15 protein-coding genes are annotated in these 17,576 nt (G+C 33.4%); 8 read left to right on the forward strand and 7 right to left on the reverse strand.

Features of this window, described 5'->3' with window-relative positions; genetic code table 11:
- Positions 1-203: 203 nt before the first annotated feature.
- The 5 genes from DWB61_RS16550 (at position 204) to DWB61_RS16570 (ending at position 7,876) form a co-directional block, all read left to right on the forward strand.
- The gene (locus DWB61_RS16550) at positions 204-1,016 is read left to right on the forward strand and encodes a prohibitin family protein (RefSeq protein WP_125032050.1); all 813 of its coding nucleotides are present in this window, start codon (positions 204-206) and stop codon (positions 1,014-1,016) included.
- 171 nt (positions 1,017-1,187) lie between these two features.
- A complete protein-coding gene (locus DWB61_RS16555; protein ID WP_158614453.1) occupies positions 1,188-3,668 on the forward strand; it encodes a DUF5916 domain-containing protein in 2,481 nt (826 codons plus the stop codon).
- Between the two features lie 160 nt (positions 3,669-3,828).
- Entirely contained in the window at positions 3,829-4,290 is a 462-nt protein-coding gene (locus DWB61_RS16560) for a DUF4293 domain-containing protein (protein ID WP_125032052.1), read from the forward strand.
- A gap of 238 nt (positions 4,291-4,528) precedes the next feature.
- Positions 4,529-6,859, forward strand: a complete 2,331-nt coding sequence (locus tag DWB61_RS16565) for an ABC transporter substrate binding protein (protein WP_125032053.1) — start codon at positions 4,529-4,531, stop codon at positions 6,857-6,859.
- On the forward strand, positions 6,860-7,876 hold the full coding sequence (locus DWB61_RS16570; protein WP_125032054.1) for a sensor histidine kinase: 1,017 nt from the start codon (positions 6,860-6,862) through the stop codon (positions 7,874-7,876).
- A gap of 24 nt (positions 7,877-7,900) precedes the next feature.
- Here the strand turns inward: DWB61_RS16570 and DWB61_RS16575 are convergent, their stop codons facing one another.
- From DWB61_RS16575 to nadA, 4 genes are all read right to left on the reverse strand, one after another.
- Positions 7,901-8,506, reverse strand: a complete 606-nt coding sequence (locus DWB61_RS16575) for a flavin reductase family protein (protein ID WP_125032055.1) — start codon at positions 8,504-8,506, stop codon at positions 7,901-7,903.
- 33 nt (positions 8,507-8,539) lie between these two features.
- Positions 8,540-9,838 (reverse strand): cobyrinate a,c-diamide synthase, encoded by a 1,299-nt coding sequence (locus tag DWB61_RS16580; protein WP_125032056.1) that lies wholly within the window; start codon positions 9,836-9,838, stop codon positions 8,540-8,542.
- Positions 9,839-10,049: 211 nt separating this feature from the next.
- Positions 10,050-10,865 (reverse strand): mechanosensitive ion channel family protein, encoded by an 816-nt coding sequence (locus DWB61_RS16585; RefSeq protein ID WP_125032057.1) that lies wholly within the window; start codon positions 10,863-10,865, stop codon positions 10,050-10,052.
- Positions 10,866-11,029: 164 nt separating this feature from the next.
- Positions 11,030-11,947 carry a quinolinate synthase NadA gene (gene nadA / locus DWB61_RS16590; RefSeq protein ID WP_231602283.1) on the reverse strand — a complete coding sequence of 306 codons (918 nt, stop codon included), beginning with the start codon at positions 11,945-11,947 and terminating at the stop codon, positions 11,030-11,032.
- 171 nt (positions 11,948-12,118) lie between these two features.
- On the opposite strand from nadA, the gene DWB61_RS16595 reads away from it, so the two are divergent.
- Together DWB61_RS16595 and DWB61_RS16600 are read left to right on the forward strand one after the other, a co-directional pair.
- Positions 12,119-12,667: a lysophospholipid acyltransferase family protein gene (locus DWB61_RS16595; RefSeq protein ID WP_125032059.1), complete on the forward strand. Its 549-nt coding sequence runs from the start codon at positions 12,119-12,121 to the stop codon at positions 12,665-12,667.
- A gap of 32 nt (positions 12,668-12,699) precedes the next feature.
- Positions 12,700-13,482 (forward strand): amidohydrolase, encoded by a 783-nt coding sequence (locus DWB61_RS16600; RefSeq protein WP_125032060.1) that lies wholly within the window; start codon positions 12,700-12,702, stop codon positions 13,480-13,482.
- Between the two features lie 58 nt (positions 13,483-13,540).
- Here DWB61_RS16600 and DWB61_RS16605 read toward each other — a convergent pair whose 3' ends face one another.
- Entirely contained in the window at positions 13,541-14,203 is a 663-nt protein-coding gene (locus DWB61_RS16605; RefSeq protein WP_125032061.1) for a B3/B4 domain-containing protein, read from the reverse strand.
- 961 nt (positions 14,204-15,164) lie between these two features.
- Between DWB61_RS16605 and DWB61_RS16610 the strand changes: the two genes are divergently transcribed.
- Positions 15,165-15,887, forward strand: coding sequence for an SDR family oxidoreductase (locus DWB61_RS16610; RefSeq protein WP_125032062.1), 723 nt, complete (start codon positions 15,165-15,167; stop codon positions 15,885-15,887).
- Positions 15,888-15,903: 16 nt separating this feature from the next.
- On the opposite strand, the gene DWB61_RS16615 is transcribed toward DWB61_RS16610, so the two are convergent.
- Positions 15,904-16,305, reverse strand: coding sequence for a (deoxy)nucleoside triphosphate pyrophosphohydrolase (locus tag DWB61_RS16615; protein WP_125032063.1), 402 nt, complete (start codon positions 16,303-16,305; stop codon positions 15,904-15,906).
- 18 nt (positions 16,306-16,323) lie between these two features.
- Positions 16,324-17,493: a DUF819 family protein gene (locus tag DWB61_RS16620; RefSeq protein WP_125032064.1), complete on the reverse strand. Its 1,170-nt coding sequence runs from the start codon at positions 17,491-17,493 to the stop codon at positions 16,324-16,326.
- Positions 17,494-17,576: the final 83 nt, after the last annotated feature.

The following is a 17,576-nucleotide window of genomic DNA, read 5'->3' on the forward strand; positions in this document are numbered from 1 at the left end:
CAGACAATTAGAATAGGATATACATTAAAAAAAGAGACATTGATTTAAAATGATTTCTTATTCCACCAATGAATATATTATGCTATATTTACCTTTCTATTAATGAAAATTATAATGACTCTAAAGCCTATACTTAAAGGATGATTTTAGTTGTTCTTATACTAAAATGATATTTAATTGATTGGGCATTAAACTTCAACAAAATGAAACAAAAACCTTATTTCTTAATCGTAGTTGCTGCTTTTGCACTGATTCTAGTTATGTCAGGATCGAGTATGTTTAAAACTCTTCAGCCTGGGGAGCGTGGAGTAATCTTCCGTAAATTTTCTTCAGGCTTAGATAAGGAGAATATTATTATGCCTGGTTTTCTAGTTATTGCACCATGGAATGATTTACATGTGTATGATGTTAAGGAGCAGAAAAGTGAAGAGACTATGGATGTGTTGGATAAAAGTGGATTGTCTGTAAATATTGACGTATCTGTTCGTTTTAATCCAACCTATAATAAAATTGGATATTTACACGAGATTTTTGGTAAGAATTATATCAACCAGTTAGTTGTACCTGAGGTACGTTCTTCTGTTCGTCAAGTAGCTGGACGCTATACGGCAGAGGAAATTTATTCTACTCGTAGAAAAGAAGTTGAAGATGCTATTATTACTGAGACGTCTTTAATTCTTAAGAAGAATAATATTGAAATGAAGGCCTTATTGATTCGTTCGATTAATTTGCCTGCAAAAATTAAAACAGCTATTGAAAGTAAGCTGCAACAAGAGCAAGAAGCTTTAGCTTATCAGTTTAAACTAGACCGTGAAAAGAGTGAGGCCGAAAGAAAGCGTATTGCTGCTGAAGGTGAATCTAATGCGAATAAGATTATTAATAGTAGTTTGACTACGGCTCTATTGAAGATGCGTGGAATTGAAGCAACTATTGAACTGTCGAAATCACCTAATTCGAAAGTGGTTGTTATTGGTAGTGGAAAAGAAGGTATGCCTCTTATTTTGGGTAATAACTAATTTCCTTATATAAAATATTTGTTCGAGGCTGTTTCGTAAGAAACAGCCTTTTTTTTATTTTACATTTGAATTGATGTTCGTTTTCGAACATCAATTGTTCTGTAAGCGTTCACTTCTTTTCTGACTTGAAAGATCATATGGTTTGATAATTAGGTTTATATGAGGTTTGGTATGATAAGTGATTATAAAAATGGACTTAGACTAACCAAAGAAAACGACACCACTATGATTAAATACCTACTCCTAGCGCTTGCTATGCTGTTTGCTTTCTATCAACCTACACAAGCCTTTTCAAAAAAAGAAATTCAAGCAAAACGTGTTAATCATACTCCTAAAATTGATGGAATTTTAGATGATGCTATTTGGAAAGATATTCCTGTTGCTAATGACTTTGTGCAATTGGATCCTGATAATGGAACGCCCTCAAATTTTAGAACGGAAGCAAAGTTTATTTATACTGATAATTCTCTTGTTGTAGGCGTTATGATGTTTGATGATCAGCCTGATAAGATTTTGAAGGAGCTAAGCAAACGAGACGACTTAAATAATAGTGATTTCATTCTTTTACTAATAGACCCCTTTAATAATGGTTTAGATGCCTTCGAATTTATTGTGACGCCTATGGGAGTGCAAATTGATGCTAAAGTTGTTAAGAATAGAGAAGATAGTAATTGGGATAGCGTCTGGAAAAGTGGTGCTCATATTGGGAAAGAGGGCTGGAGTGCTGAATTTGAAATTCCATATTCCGCACTGCGTTTTCCTAATAAAAATGTACAGGAGTGGGGAATCAATATTATTCGTAATATACAACGTGAAAAGGAAAAAGTAAGTTGGAATTTTATTGATAAAGAAGAATCTGGATGGGTTAATCAATCAGGTGTTCTGAAAGGTATAGAGAATATTAAGCCTCCAACACGTCTTTCTTTTTCCCCATATTTTTCGGTTTATGTTGATAAATCGTCAGATAAATCATCGTTTGAGACGAATTATCGGGGAGGTCTTGATTTGAAGTATGGTATCAATGAGAGTTTTACTCTAGATATGATGTTGATTCCTGATTTTGGGCAGATCCAATCAGACGATCAGATTTTAAACCTTTCTCCATATGAAACAAAGTTTGATGAGAAGAGACAGTTTTTTACTGAAGCAACTGAACTCTTTAATAGAGGTGGCATTTTTTATTCGAAAAGGATAGGAGCATCTCCCAAATATAGATATGATGTAGAGGACCAGCTTGATGAGAATGAGATTGTATACGATAATCCTATAGAAGCCAAAATTATAAATTCGACCAAAATATCAGGTAGAACTAGTAAAGGATTAGGAATTGGTTTTTTGAACTCTATGATTCGTAATACTTATGCTGATATAAAAGATACCATTACAGGCTCAAAGCGTAAATACAAGACTCAGGCCTTTGCAAACTACAATATGTTAGTTTTTGATCAAAGTTTGAGGAATGAATCCTATGTGTCTGTGTTTAATACAAATGTAAGTGTTCCTGATGACGATTATATGGCCAATGTAAGCGGTACTGAATTTTTATTAAAGGATAAGACAAGAATGTTTCAAGTTAAGGGAAAAGCTTTATTATCTCAACGCTATGAGAAAGGAGAGGATGGACTGATTGGTCAGCATCATCAAGTTTCGTTTGAGAAAATTAACGGGAAGTTTAATTGGAGTTTCTCCAACGAGATGATATCAGATAATTATAATCCTAATGATATGGGGTTTCTAAATAGGAATAATGTCATTAATAATAATTTAAGTCTTGGTTATCATATCTATAAGCCTAAGGGAATCTTGTTGGCTCAGCATAATAATTTGACTTTTAGCCATGAAACTCAGTATAATCCAGCTCGTTTTTCGCGTTTTACCGTTTACTATAATTCAAGATTTAAATTCAAATCCTATAATTCTGTTGGTGTATATGGGAACGTTCGACCTATGCATCAGTACGATTTTTTTGAGCCTAGAGTTGATGGAATGAAACTAAGAAAAGGTTCTTCTGCATTTTTTGGTCTTTGGTTCTCCTCTGATTACAGAAAAGAGTTTGCTTTTGATGTTGAGATGGAATATGGGAAACGTTTTTCTACTGACGATTTAATTGTGTTTTCTTTATCATTAAGACCCCGATATCGATTCAACGATAAGTTTACGATGCAATACAGACTCAATTGGAATAGGCAGTTGGATGATATGGGCTATGTAAATGACGAACAAATTGATGGATTAACTACTGTATATATTGGGATAAGGAATACAGCCTATTTGGAGAATCGATTGTCGGCTAATTATATTTTTAATAATAAAATGTCTCTGAGTTTTAGAGCACGTCATTATTGGGCAAAAGCAGAATATAAAGATTTCAATACCTTGTTGGATAATGGCCGTTTAAAAGCGATTGACTATTCTGATAATCACGATATCAACTTTAATAGCTTTAATATCGATATGGTATACTCGTGGCGATTTGCTCCAGGAAGTGAATTGGCTTTAGTTTGGAAGAATTCTATATCAAGCGACGATGATAAGATAGCACATCGTTTTATAAACAACCTGAAAAATACATTTGATGCAACAAGATTTAATTCTTTATCAGTAAAGCTTTTGTATTATATTGATTATATGTCTTTAAAAAAGAAGGGTTGAGTGTAAAGGATAGAAGATAATTTTATAGTTTGTAAGTTGACAGGTAAGAGTAGTGGGTGAAAATTTGCTGCTCTTATTTTTAAGATTAAATTTGTGTTCGGAAATGCTTTTTTAAGAAAAGTTAAGTCCTAAAATATTAATTTTCAATTTTAACAAAATTATGATTCAAAGAATTCAAACTTTATTCCTATTAGGTGTTTTAGTCCTAATGACATTGATGTTCTTTTTTCCTTTGGCAGAATTAATCGATTCAGTAAATAATTCTTATTCATTTATATACCGAGGAATTCCTTCTTTAACAGAAGGCGAACCTATGCTTTTTAAAGCCTATCCAGTAGCCATTTTATTAGCAGTTATTGTATTAAATGTTTTAGTGACTATTTTCTCATACAAAAAACGTATTCGTCAGATTCGATTAACGGTTTTTAATATTTTCTGTTTGTTGGGAATAGTTGGTTTAGTGTATTACAATGTTAATTCGCAAGTAGAATTAATGCAAGCTATTGCTAACTACAGTATAATTAATGCTTTTCCACTAGTAAGCATCGTTTTATCTTATCTGGCAATTCGAAATATTGGTAGGGATGAGGCAATGATCCGGTCAATGGATAGAATTCGATAAGATTTTAAATTAAAGTGATAATTGAACTTTATTTTGATTGAATGTATATAAAAAGCCTGCACTTGTGCAGGTTTTTTTTGTTATATAATGAACGATATGATTGAGGGATATTTATAAAAACACTAAATATCATCTATTTATACTGGGCGTAAAGAATTTTATGCAGTAAAAAACATTATTTATTTGTAAATTCTATAAGTATAAAAATAGATTACAGTTACTCGAAAAATTATCCAATATGCGCTATTTGTTTTTAAGTTTATTTCTAGTATTTGCTTCTTTCTTCTCAAGTTTTGGTATGACTTCCTTAAGTAAGAACAAAAAACATATTTTGGTAATACATTCCTATCATCAGAGTTTTGTATGGACCGATAGTATTTCGAGTGGTATTGAGTCTGTATTAACTCCCCTTGAAAATGAAATTGAGACTTTTTACGAATATTTGGATTCGAAACGATTTGTTGATCCAATATTTATCGAGTCTTTTGAGCAAAAATATAAACTGCTATGCTCTAAAGTAACTTGTGATGCTATTATTGTATCTGATAATAATGCTTTAAATTTTGTGATAAAAAATAGAGCACGATTTTTTAAGAATATTCCAATTGTTTTTTGTGGAGTTAATAACTATAATCCAGAATTGCTAAAGGGTGAAAGTCAGATAACGGGTATAGCAGAGTATGCTGCTATTGATTCTACCTTAATGCTTATGCACAAGCTTCATTCAGAAAGAAAGATTTTAATTATTAATGATAGAACCGTAACGGGTTTGGCAAATAAGGTAATTATCATGAATGCCTTACCAAATCTCGAGAAAGAGATGCATATTGAGTATTTGGATAATAGTAATATGAAGGCTATTCAAGATAAAGTTAAAAGCTTATCCGAAGAATGGATGATATATTTAGCTCCTTTTACGATGGATGCTGATGGAGACTATTATTCATTTAACGATGTTGTTGGTACTGTTAGTAGAGCTAGTTCTGTACCCATTTATGGTTCTTGGGACTTTTATTTAGGCAAAGGCATTGTTGGAGGTTATATAACCAGTGGTTATATGCAAGGAAAACTTGCAGGAGAATTAGCCCTATCTATTGTAAAAGGGGCAAATCCAAATATGATTCCAGTATTAGAAAAATCAGCAGTTAGCATTAAGTTCGATCATTCGATTTTATCTAAATATAGTATTGAGGAAAGTCATTTGCCTGAGGGATCTATCCTAATAAATAGAGAAAAAACATTTTTTGAGAAGAATATAACTTTATTCAAGAATACACTGCGAATAGGCCTGGTCGTTATTCTTTTATTAATTGTTTATTCAGTTCAAAAGCACAGACAGAAAGAGTTATTAGAAGAGCAAAATCTGGAGTTAGATCAAAAAGTTGAAGAACGTTCTCGAGAACTTCTTGAGGCAAATGATACCCTGAATAGAAAGAATGTTGAAATTACGAAACAGGAAGAGTTGACGAAACTAGCCTATCTTCGTTTGAAAGCTATCCTAAACAATTCATTAGTAGGTATTATTGTGACCGATGGAGAAGGTAAAATAATTGATCAAAATAATCGAATATCCGAGATTCTTGGATGTGACAAAGGAGAACTTTTGGGAAAAAATATTCTGTCTACTTTTTTGAGTAAAAGTAATTATGATATTCTTATGAATGAATATCAGCAACTGCAAGGTAGTAAGGCTCTTATTCGAAATGAAATTCCACTGAAAAGAATGGATGAAAGTGTGCTTTGGACTAAAATATATATTAGTGAGATGCTCTATTCCCATATTGAGAATGCCAATATTTGGGTGATTGATGATGTAAGTGAAATAGTTGAAAACAGAGCAAGTTTGGAGAAAAAAACGGCTGAGTTAAAAGAGTCCAATGAAATGAAGGATCAATTTTTTTCAATTATATCTCATGATTTAAAGGGACCCTTATCATCTGTATTGGGACTTTTGGAAATTATCACCAAGAATCCAGAGATTTTTTCAGATGAAGAAAGAACTGTGTTTATGGGTAATTGTTATGAATCAGCTCAGGATATGAATGATCTCCTAGATAACTTATTACGATGGGGGCGTATTCAAATTGGAGGTGTTTCATGGAATCCTGAGATAATTGACTTAAATCAGATTGCTGATTCTGTTTTGAAAACACTTATAAACGTTGCAAAAGCAAAGGATATTCAAGTAAATAATATAATTCCTTTAAATTTAAAAGCATTTGGTGATGAAAATATGATTAAAACTGTAGTTTTGAACCTAATTAATAATGCGATAAAATTTACTCATAAAGGTGGATTCGTTGAAATATCTGCTGAAGTAGAAAATAATAGAGTTAAAGTTTTAGTTCGTGATAATGGTATTGGTATAAATAATGATGATATTCAGTATCTGTTTAATATCGATAAGAAAATACAACAAGAAGGAACAAATAAGGAATCAGGTACAGGTTTAGGTCTTATTATTGTGAAAGATCTTTTAGAAAAGAATAAGGGGACTATCCATGTTGAAAGCCATTTAAACATGGGAACAAGCGTCTATTTTGATCTGCCTTTAAAAGCTTTAAGTTAAATGCAAAATTTAAAAAAAAGAATTAATTTTCGTGAATTAAATATCGAAAATAGGGTAGCATCCATTTTTGTTTTTTTTGGTGCTTTGTGGATTATCGCTTCCGACAAGGTTTTGTTGTTATTTAATTTTGATGCCAATTTTCTAACTCAAATACAAACCTATAAAGGGTGGTTGTTTGTTATTGTTACAGGTTTTTTAATTCATGCCTTAATAAAGGCTGATAGAAAAAAAGAGGTTCAATTGAAAAAAGAATTGAATGAGGCAATTATTAAATCTCAGGAGTCAGATAGGCTTAAATCCGCATTTCTATCAAATATTTCTCACGAACTGCGTACACCATTAAATTCTATTTTAGGATTCTCGGAGCTGCTTAAAAGCCCAAGAATAGAGTGTCATGAAAAGGAGGAATATATTGATTATATAAATGAAGGTAGTAATCAGTTATTAGCAATTCTAAATGAATTAATTGAAATTTCGAAATTAGAATCAAATTTAACTCAGGTGGTTAGTCAGGAATTTTGTCTTGTTAGTTTATTACATGAGTTATATCCAATCTACAGATTCGAACTAGAGATGAATAGCAATAAGAACTTGAGTCTTGAATTAAATTTACCCAATGACAACTCTTATTTAGTAAATTCAGATCGATTTAGGATCAAACAAATTATTACTCATTTTTTAAGTAATGCGATTAAATTTACACTAGAAGGCTCTATAGAATTAGGCTATGAAGAGAGGAACGATTTTGTCTCGATCTATGTAAAAGACACCGGTATTGGAATCGATAAGAGTGAAATTCTAAGTGTATTGAAGCCTTTTGTTCAGTCAGATATGACAACCACTAAACCTTATGGTGGAGTAGGAATTGGTCTGACTTTGTGTAAAGAGTTATCTGTCTTGTTAAATGGAGATGTGACAATCGAATCTGAACTAGGAAAAGGAACCCGCATATCGCTTGATTTGCCTAAGTTTATTAATAAAGATCAAGCTGTGTCACAAGAACTAGTTACTTGTTAGAACTTGTGACATTAACCCTAAATCTTATTTGTTTGAGTTATTTTTAGTTAACTTTTTCTTTGTTTTTTTCTTCATAACGGAATACCCAAATCGACCGATAAGTTTACCCAATTCATAGTAATGTCCATGAGAATAAGCAATCGGTTGTGCTTTATCTAATCTGAATTGTCCACTTTCTGTATCGATATATTTTTCATCAGCTTGCACATTCACAACTTCAGCTATAAACATATCATGTGATCCAAGTTCTACAATCTGTTTCAGTTTACACTCAATAGAAAGAGGAGATTCTTCAATAATAGGGGCCTTTATTTCCTTTGATTTCCCAGGAGTTAAGTTCATTTCTTCAAACTTATTGAAGTCTTTACCTGATTTTACACCACACCAATCGGTTGCATAAGCTAAATCCTTTGTTGTAAGATTGATGACAAATTCACCATGTTTTTTTATAATTTCATATGAATGACGGTTGGGACGAATTGAGATATAACACATTGCAGGATCAGTGCAAATAGTTCCAGTCCAGGCAATAGTTATTATATTATAATCTTCCTTACTTGCGCCACAACTTACCATTACGGCAGGTAATGGATAGACCATTGTTCCAGGTTTCCAATTTTGTTTTCCCATGAGTATTGAATTGTTTTGTCTTTTTGATTCTAATTATTTGTCCCAAAATGTTGTATAGATATTCTTTTCGCCCCAATAAAAATGAATATAAGAAGCCAGCACATTATTCTTTCTTATAAGCTGCGTATCTAAGCGTTTATCCCTTGCTGAATATACTTCAATATCTTTGGTTTCTTCTTTTGAATCAACCAAATGAGAATAATGAAATTCGTGTCCGAATAGAGTTTCTTCTTTTAATTTTATCTTTCGGTAACCAAGTTTTAGCGTCATATTTTCCATACTGGCATTCTGGTCTAGAAAACCAACCATTGGAAATAGATTACCATCCTTGTCAATAATATTTTTTGAGAGATACATCATGCCTCCACATTCTGCAAGTATTTTTCCTCCAGATTTAGCAAAATCTTGTATAGCTCTCCTCATACTTATATTTTGAGATAGTTTCTCCAAATACAATTCAGGATACCCACCTGCAAGGTAGATGAAATCGACATCAGGTAAGATGCTGTCATTTATTGGAGAAAAGTAGCTTATTTTACCAATTTCTGATAAAGATCTTAGGTTTTCATGATAAGTAAAATTGAATGCTTCATCTTTTGCAACTCCAATTCTTATTTTTGAATTTGTTTTATTTAAGCTAGCCTTATAATTAGGTCTCTTAGATTTACAAATATCTAGAATTCTATCAATGTCAACGGTTTTCTCAAGGTGTAAAGCCATTGCATTAATGGTATCTTCATAATTGTCCTTGGCTGATATTTGTAGTCCTAAATGTCGTTCTGGTAAATTAATATTTTCATTACGGGGAACATAACCTAATGCTTGAACGCCTACATCTTCGCAAGCATCTTTCATAAATTGATAGTGAGACTCGCTGTTAACGAAGTTGAAAATTGCACCAGCAATCTTAATTCCAGGATAGAAGTGCTTGTAGCCATAAAGTAGAGGTGCGACTGAATATGCCGTTGCTTTAGCATTGATGACCAAAATAATTGGAATATCTAATAATTCAGCAATTTCAGCGGAGCTACCTTTCATTCTGTTAGCTCCATCAAAAAGCCCCATTACGCCTTCAACAACAGAAGCATCTGCCTTAGAACTGTATTTTGCATAGATTTCTTTAACATGTTCTGGGTTGCTCATGAAAGTATCCAAGTTGATTGAAACATTTCTTGATGCCCATTCATGATGTTTTGTATCTATATAATCAGGTCCACATTTAAAGGGTTGAACTGAGAATCCTTTATTACTTAAACTACGAAGTAAACCTTGCGTAATTGTTGTTTTTCCTGAACCACTTGAGGGAGCTGCAATTAAAAATTGGGGAAGCATATATTAAACTTGAAATAATTTGTAAAGTACGGCGTGAACTTCTTTTAAATTCACTTTTTACAAAAATACGAGCTTGATCTTTTACTGCAAGCCATTTTACCAGATTTAATCTTAAATAAGTGTTATAATAAATGAAAAGCCCTAAAGATTATGAAGTCTTTAGGGCTAAGTCAAAATTTATATTAGTAATCTAATGATTGTGTTAGATCTATTAATCGTTTTTGTGAACATGTACATCCATTTGTGGGAAAGGAATATTAAGTCCCTCTTTTCCAAATGTCTTATAAACGTTCTCATTTAAAGCGAAGAAAACACCCCAATAGTCTGGAGCATTTACCCAAGCTCTCACGGCAAAGTTAACTGAACTATCAGCTAATTCCGAAACAGCAATAAAAACCTCAGGGTCTTTAAGTATTCTTGAATCTTGGTCACATAGTCTTTTGATAACAGCTTTGGCTTTATCAACATCATCGCCATAAGCAATCCCTATTTTCCAATCAACTCTTCTCTTTTCTTCAGTAGAATAATTTGTCATTGAAGAGTTCGATAAGCCTCCATTGGGGATAATAATGGTTTTGTTATCGGGAGTTGTTACAATTGTATTAAAAATCTGAATCTCTTTTACAACACCTAAATAACCTTGGGCATCGATGAAGTCACCAATTTTAAATGGCTTAAATATTAGGATCATAACGCCACCAGCAAAATTCTGTAGCGTACCAGAAAGAGCCATACCTACGGCTAGACCTGCAGCGGCAAGAATGGCAATAAAGGAAGTCATCTCAACGCCAACCATTCCTAATACACTTATGAATAGAAGTGCTTTAAGTAACATGCCAACAAGTCCCTTTAAAAATGGTTTTAGGGATTCGTCCATCTTACTTTTATCCATCAGCTTGCCTATTGCTCTGGTTAATGCTTTAATAACCCAAGCTCCTATAATCAGAACGACTATTGCTCCAATTAATTTAGGGCCATATTCAACTCCAACTTGAGTTAATTGTTCTAAAATTTTCTCTGTATTCATAATTAATATAGTATAAATGGTGTAATTGAATTCATTTTATAAAATGAATACTAAAATTACGTCCTTTAAATTTTATTGTCAAATATTTTATGAATGATTTGAATAACATCCAATTTATCTATGTGAATGGATTATGACTTGTTTCAAAAATTGTAAATACATATTTATTTGATCGATAATTCAAGCATTCTCATAAGTGGAAGTTTTGCCTTTTCCATGATACCATTGGGAAGAATAATTTCTGGCTTTTCGTTTTTAAGAGCCAAGTATATCTTTTCCATTGTATTTAACTTCATATAAGCACAATCGTTACATGAACACGATTCGTCGGAAGGAACGATTAAGAATTCTTTTTCGGGAGAATCTTTCTTCATTTGGTGAAGAATACCTGTTTCTGTCGCAACAATAAACTTCTTAGAGTCAGAGTTTTTTGTGTAGTTGAGCATGGCTGTTGTAGAACCAACAAAATCTGCTAGAATAAGAACTGGTTGAGGACATTCAGGATGTGCTATAAGCGTTGCATCTGGGTTTTCAATTTTCATCTGCATCATTTTCTCTGCAGATAGAATATCATGTACTTCGCATGATCCATCCCAAAGAATCATTTCTCTTCCTGTAACTTCGTTGACATATCTTCCTAGGTTTTTATCAGGAGCAAATATGATTTTCTGATCCTTTGGATAAGATTCAACAATTTGAACAGCATTCCCAGAGGTGCAAATGACATCAGAAAGCGTTTTAATTTCAGCTGAGCAATTGATATAGGAGATAACAATGTGATCTGGATATTTGGCTTTAAACTTAGCAAAATCTTCGCCAGGACACGATTCTGCAAGAGAACAACCTGCATTCATATCTGGAATTAAAACCTTACGCGTAGGGTTTAATATTTTTGCTGTTTCGCCCATAAAATGAACACCTGCAAATAAAATGATATCTGCTTTGGTCTCTGCAGCATATTGAGCTAATGCTAAACTATCGCCTTTAAAATCGGCTATGTCTTGTATATCAGGTGTCTGGTAGTAGTGTGCTAATATGATAGCATTTTTTTCTTTTGCTAATTTTAAGACTTTGTCTCTCATTGCATCCATTATATTTATGCTTAAAGTTTAGAATTTAAGATGCAAATATCTTTAAATTGTCGGGGAAATCAAAATTGATTCAGAAAAAAGGGGAAGTCTTTATTTTAGTACCTTTGGCGAAGAATCTTTAGATTACAGAATTGAAGATTATATTATACTATAAAAGAACGAATGAAAGTAAAAATAAGTCAATTCATCCTTAAGCTGTTTGGGTGGAAATATGTTGGAGATATTCCTACAGAAAAAAAAGCGGTAGTTATTGCAGCACCGCATACATCAAACTGGGATTTTGTTTGGGGAAAACTGGCTTTCGTGGCGCATAGTATCAACACCACAGTTTTAATGAAAAAAGAATTTTTCTTTTTTCCTCTAGGTGCCATTTTTAGATCGATGGGTGTCATGCCTATCGATAGAAGTAAAAAAAGTAATTTGACTGATCAGCTAGCTGAGGAATTTGCTAAGCGTGATGAGCTCTATTTATCCCTTTCCCCTGAGGGAACAAGGAGTAGACGACCCGTATGGAAAAGAGGATTCTATTTTATAGCACTTAAAGCAAATGTGCCTATCTTGTTGGGAGATTTAAATTATGAGACTAAAACGATGAGTTTTCTTGAAACTTTTTATCCTACAGGAGATGTAGAAGCAGATATGGCATATATCAAATCAAGGTATAAGAATTCAAAGCCGAAGTATCCAGAATTGTTTTCTACAGGAGATTAATTTCATTTACAAGGAATTTAAAATACGATGACATGTCAGATATTCTAAGACTTAGTTTGGTTCAGTCCGATTTGATTTGGGGTGATGTGAATGCAAATCTGAATCAATTTACGCAACAGCTTGCTAGATTGAAAGGGAAAAGTGATTTAATCATTTTACCTGAGATGTTCACATCTGGTTTTATGATGTCAGGTAAAGATAAGATTGCCACATATACCGATACAGTCGTTGCTTGGTTGAGAGAACAAGCTAAGAATTTAGATGCTCATATCATGGGAAGCATAATTGTGAATGAAAGTGATGCCTACTATAATCGAATGTATACGGTTTCTCCTCAAGGTGATATTTCGACATACAATAAGCGACATTTGTTTCGAATGGGAAACGAACATGAGCACTTTGTGGGTGGAAGCGATAAGGGAATTGTAAAAATCGGAGAATGGAGAGTTCGTCCTATTATATGCTACGATTTACGTTTCCCAGTCTGGGGCCGCAATCAGCAAGATTATGATCTACTTGTTTGTGTGGCTAACTGGCCTGATGCTCGTCGTGATGTTTGGAATACAATTTTAAAAGCCAGATCTATCGATAATCAGGCATATGTTGCTGGTGTTAATCGTGTGGGGAAAGATGGAATGGATTTATCTTATGCTGGAGATTCTTCATTATATGATGCTCGTGGTATACTCTTGGGTAAATGTGAAGATTATAAGAACGATATTCAAACAGTAAATCTATCACTGGATAAACTACGAAATTTCAGAACCAAATTTCCTGTTTATCTTGATGCTGACGATTTTGAGATAAAATTGTAATGCATCCTGAGATTCCTATTTATAATCTCAGGATTTATATAATAGCGAATTCTGAAATTTAGATGATAGACTTTTTGAGTTCTTTAGCGTCAGCAAATTTTTTTAATAGTTCTTCTGCAAAATCTAGACTTTCAAGCAATTCTTTTTCTTCCTGATAAGAAAAGAATACCATGAGGAAATTCTGACAATTTAAATCGATTTGTGTACGAAGTGAATCAGAGGTTGCACTACCAAAAGCACCAAGATCGTCTCGAAACAAAGGCAAGTTTTCTACATTAAGCTGACCTCTTCCAATACCTTGATAGTCTTCGTCGGCTTTTCCAAGGCCCATTTTTATGTCTCCAACAATTTTGTCTGCATTATAACCTCCAATGGAAAAGCCTGATTTTATAGAAGCCAAATTCAGTAAGTCAACCACATTGTTGATCTTATACAAGCCTTTACCATTAACGATTCTTCTCAATAAGGATTCTGCCGATAATCTGTATCTGTTGGGATCTTTTCCAACACGACGGTAGCCATCTTTCGACGATTGAATGGTCGACTTGTTACGGATATCTTCCACCGTCAGCGTTTTTTCAATCTGTGCGATATATTCGTCTATTTCTTTCCAAAGTTCGTCATTATCCTCAGTAATGGTTAACTGACACTCAATAACTCCAAGTTTAAGAGAAGGACATAATTCTGACAAGCCTTGTTCAATTGTTATGGTATGGTTCATATTGGATTTTGTTTATGATCAAAAATAAGCATTTCACTGAATTAATGTCCCAGTTAATTCGTGTCCTAAACGTTTTTATTCAATTCCTCATACTAGTTAGGGCTTTTCGAGCTATCGTTTTCAAGCACTCTCTAGGGAATTAGAGCGTAACGGAACACTAAGGGGGGCCAATAGGGGTGTTTTTTAAGTCTGTATAGATGTCAAATCTAAGTTGTTTATAATTGCGATGTTTAATAATAATAATAATAATAATAATAAATGCGTTTGATAAGCAAAACTTTGAATTGCTTGTACATAGAGATGTTCTTGTTTTGTGTTTTATTATATTTTGATCAGTGCAAGTGATTTTCAGCTAATGAAAACAGAATTTTAGCAATGTAAATACGAGTAAAGTCTCAAAAACTGCTTATTTGATCAATATCAATACTTTCAAAGCTCGAAAAATTGGTTTTTCACCCAATATCAATACTGACAAAGCATGAAAAATTAGTTTTTTGCTCAATATCAATACTGACAAAGACCGAAAAACTGCTTTTTTGCCCAATATCAATATTTACAAAGCAAAAAATGATCTTTTGAATAATCAATAAATACTAATCCCAAAATTAAAATCAATGACATTGATTAAGAAAATTACCCCGAGTAGTCGCAATGGCGACATTAGTGCATTACTAACTCTTATTATGAAAGTATTTGCGAAGAATGATTGGAGTGCAGACGTTTATTTAACGTCTATAATTGAAACAACAAGTGGAACTCATGAGAAATTGTTAAGAAGTAAAAGAGAATGTAGGTAAAGCTGCATACTCTTTTTTTGTTGGTTTCGATTGCAATAAACCAAGCGTGCCAAAATATGCGATTTTAGCGTCTAATAATGAAAGTGGAAAAAGCTTTGGGCTAGGATGGGTTCAAAATCAATAATTCATGTACTTTTAGGGTTAGCTTATTTTAAGATTAAAGTATGGAAAGTAAAACAGCATTAATAACGGGATCAGCTAAGAGAATAGGGAATGAATTGGCTCTACATTTGGCTAAGCAGTCTTGGAATCTGGCTCTTCATTATAATACTTCAAAAGGGGAAGCTATGGCTTTGAGAGATTACCTTAAAGCCATGTACCCTAAGCAAGTATTTAAGGTGTTTTGCTGCAATCTTTCCGATGAAATTGCCTGTGAATCTCTAATCTATGAGGTTAATGAGGAGTTTAGTCAGATAGACCTACTGATTAATAATGCCTCAGTTTATAGTCCAAGTTCGATTAAAGAGACCAATTTAGAATTGCTTAATGAGCAGATGAACGTCAACTTTAAAGCGCCTTTTGTTTTAATGCGCGATTATGCGAATATCTGTAAAAGGGGAGTCATTGTAAACTTCCTTGATACACGAATAAGCAAATATGCGTCTGATTATGCTGCTTATAGTCTATCTAAAGTTGCTTTATCTCATTTGACTCAAATGGGGGCTTTGGAATTCGGACCCGATATTAGAGTAAATGGAATTGCTCCGGGTTCAACTATTGCACCAGCTAATGCAGATGAAAATTATCTTGAAAACAGAGCTGCCTCAACACCGATGAAAGTAACAGGAGGTATGCAACCTATTTTAAAATCGCTTGATTACATATTGGATAATAATTTTCTTACAGGACAAATTCTGTATTGCGATGGGGGAGAGCAGTTAATTTAATTGGAGGGATATGGTTTTATTTTAAATCGTTAATTAATTGGTTGACGATTGGCAAATCAGCTTCTGCCCAATCCAGCTCATGAATTTGATCTAAAGCTAGCCACTTGATGTCCTGATGTACTAAAAGTTTGAAATTACCCTGCATATGATCTACAAAGTATGCTTTTAGTTTAATGATTTTGTTTCCATAATCGTGCATATTCTCACATAGAAAGTTGCCACATTTGGCTTGAATGTTGAATTCTTCCTGTAGTTCTCTCTCTAAACAGGCTTCTGGTGTTTCTCCATCTTCTATTTTCCCACCCGGGAATTCCCACTTACCTCCTTGTTCGCTGGAATCTTTTCTTTGCGCACAAAGAAAGCGATTATCCTTTCGGATAATCGCAGCTGTGACTTCAACTATTTTTTTTGAATTCATATTTTTTTTAGAGTATGTCTAGCTTAGAAATACGGCTATAGATACACCTATAAATGTTCCGATAATATAACCTAAAATACCGACTAGGATTCCAGGAGTAATGAGTTTCTTTTGTCCCATTGAGGCAGCCATAGGTGCTGCTACCGATGGTCCCATAATATTTGCTGCCGAAGAAATAACGACTTCGTATACATCTAACTTGAATAGCTTTGCCAGTGCCAATAAGAAAACGAAGTGGAATAGCATGATAGTAAGGTAGAATCCTAGAATTGCAGGACCGATATCGAAAATCTGATGAATATTAGTAGCTGCTCCAATTACCGCTAAGAAAATATACATCATCCATATACCAACCGAAAAAGCTGTATTTTCTAATGCTTTTAGGCGTTTAGGAAAAAGGTTGGCAGCCAATACTGCAAATAGCGTAATAAGTAGAATGCTTAAGTTTATTTCGGTCTGAACCAATCTTTCTAAATACGGAGCTATGAAAGTACCTGCACCGGCGATAAATGCAGCTATAAAAACTGAAACAGCAATGCGTTCCATAGTGATTGGGTAGTCTTCTCTTTTATCTTGATCAGTAACTTCAATTTCATTTTCTTTCTTTGGTTTTACAAAGAATCGCGCTAAGAACATGAGAGATGGTGTTAGAAAAAGAAATAGCGTATAAAGATTTGAAACCAAATTGTCAACGGCGATAGTAGCTGTAAACATTGGATTGGTGCTGAAATTTAAACTCTCTGCTGCAGCAATAAAGTTAACGCTACCTCCAATTAGAGTGGCAGCAATTACACCAGCGGTATTACCGGCATCTTCACCCAAATCAATCAATGAAAAAGCCAGAAAGCATCCTAATACAATTCCTATTGCTCCAATAATATAAGCTAGGAGTAGCTTCCCACTTTCCTTAACGATTTTTAGCAAATTAGAGCTAAACAAAAGCATTGGAATTGATATGGGAATAAAATAGGTGAAGACCATATCGTAAACTTCAACCTTTACGTTTGGGTTAGAAGCTACAGGGAGAACGCCCAACATGGCTAATATTGACATGGATATCATTGTAACAAGAATGCCAGATAGTTTTCCAAACCATTTTTTGTGTTCAGAATAGATACCAAAAGCTGCAGCACCAGCTACAATAAAGAAGAGTATAAAATGACTGTCGGGAGAAATAAATGATTCCATAAAGTGTGTTTAAAAATTGGACTGCAATTTAGCAATTTTGATTTTTATAAAGGAAAGAGTTAATTGATTTTGTAAAATAGCAG

The sequence above is a fragment of the Ancylomarina euxina genome (genome assembly GCF_003863355.1).
Classification (GTDB): domain Bacteria; phylum Bacteroidota; class Bacteroidia; order Bacteroidales; family Marinifilaceae; genus Ancylomarina; species Ancylomarina euxinus.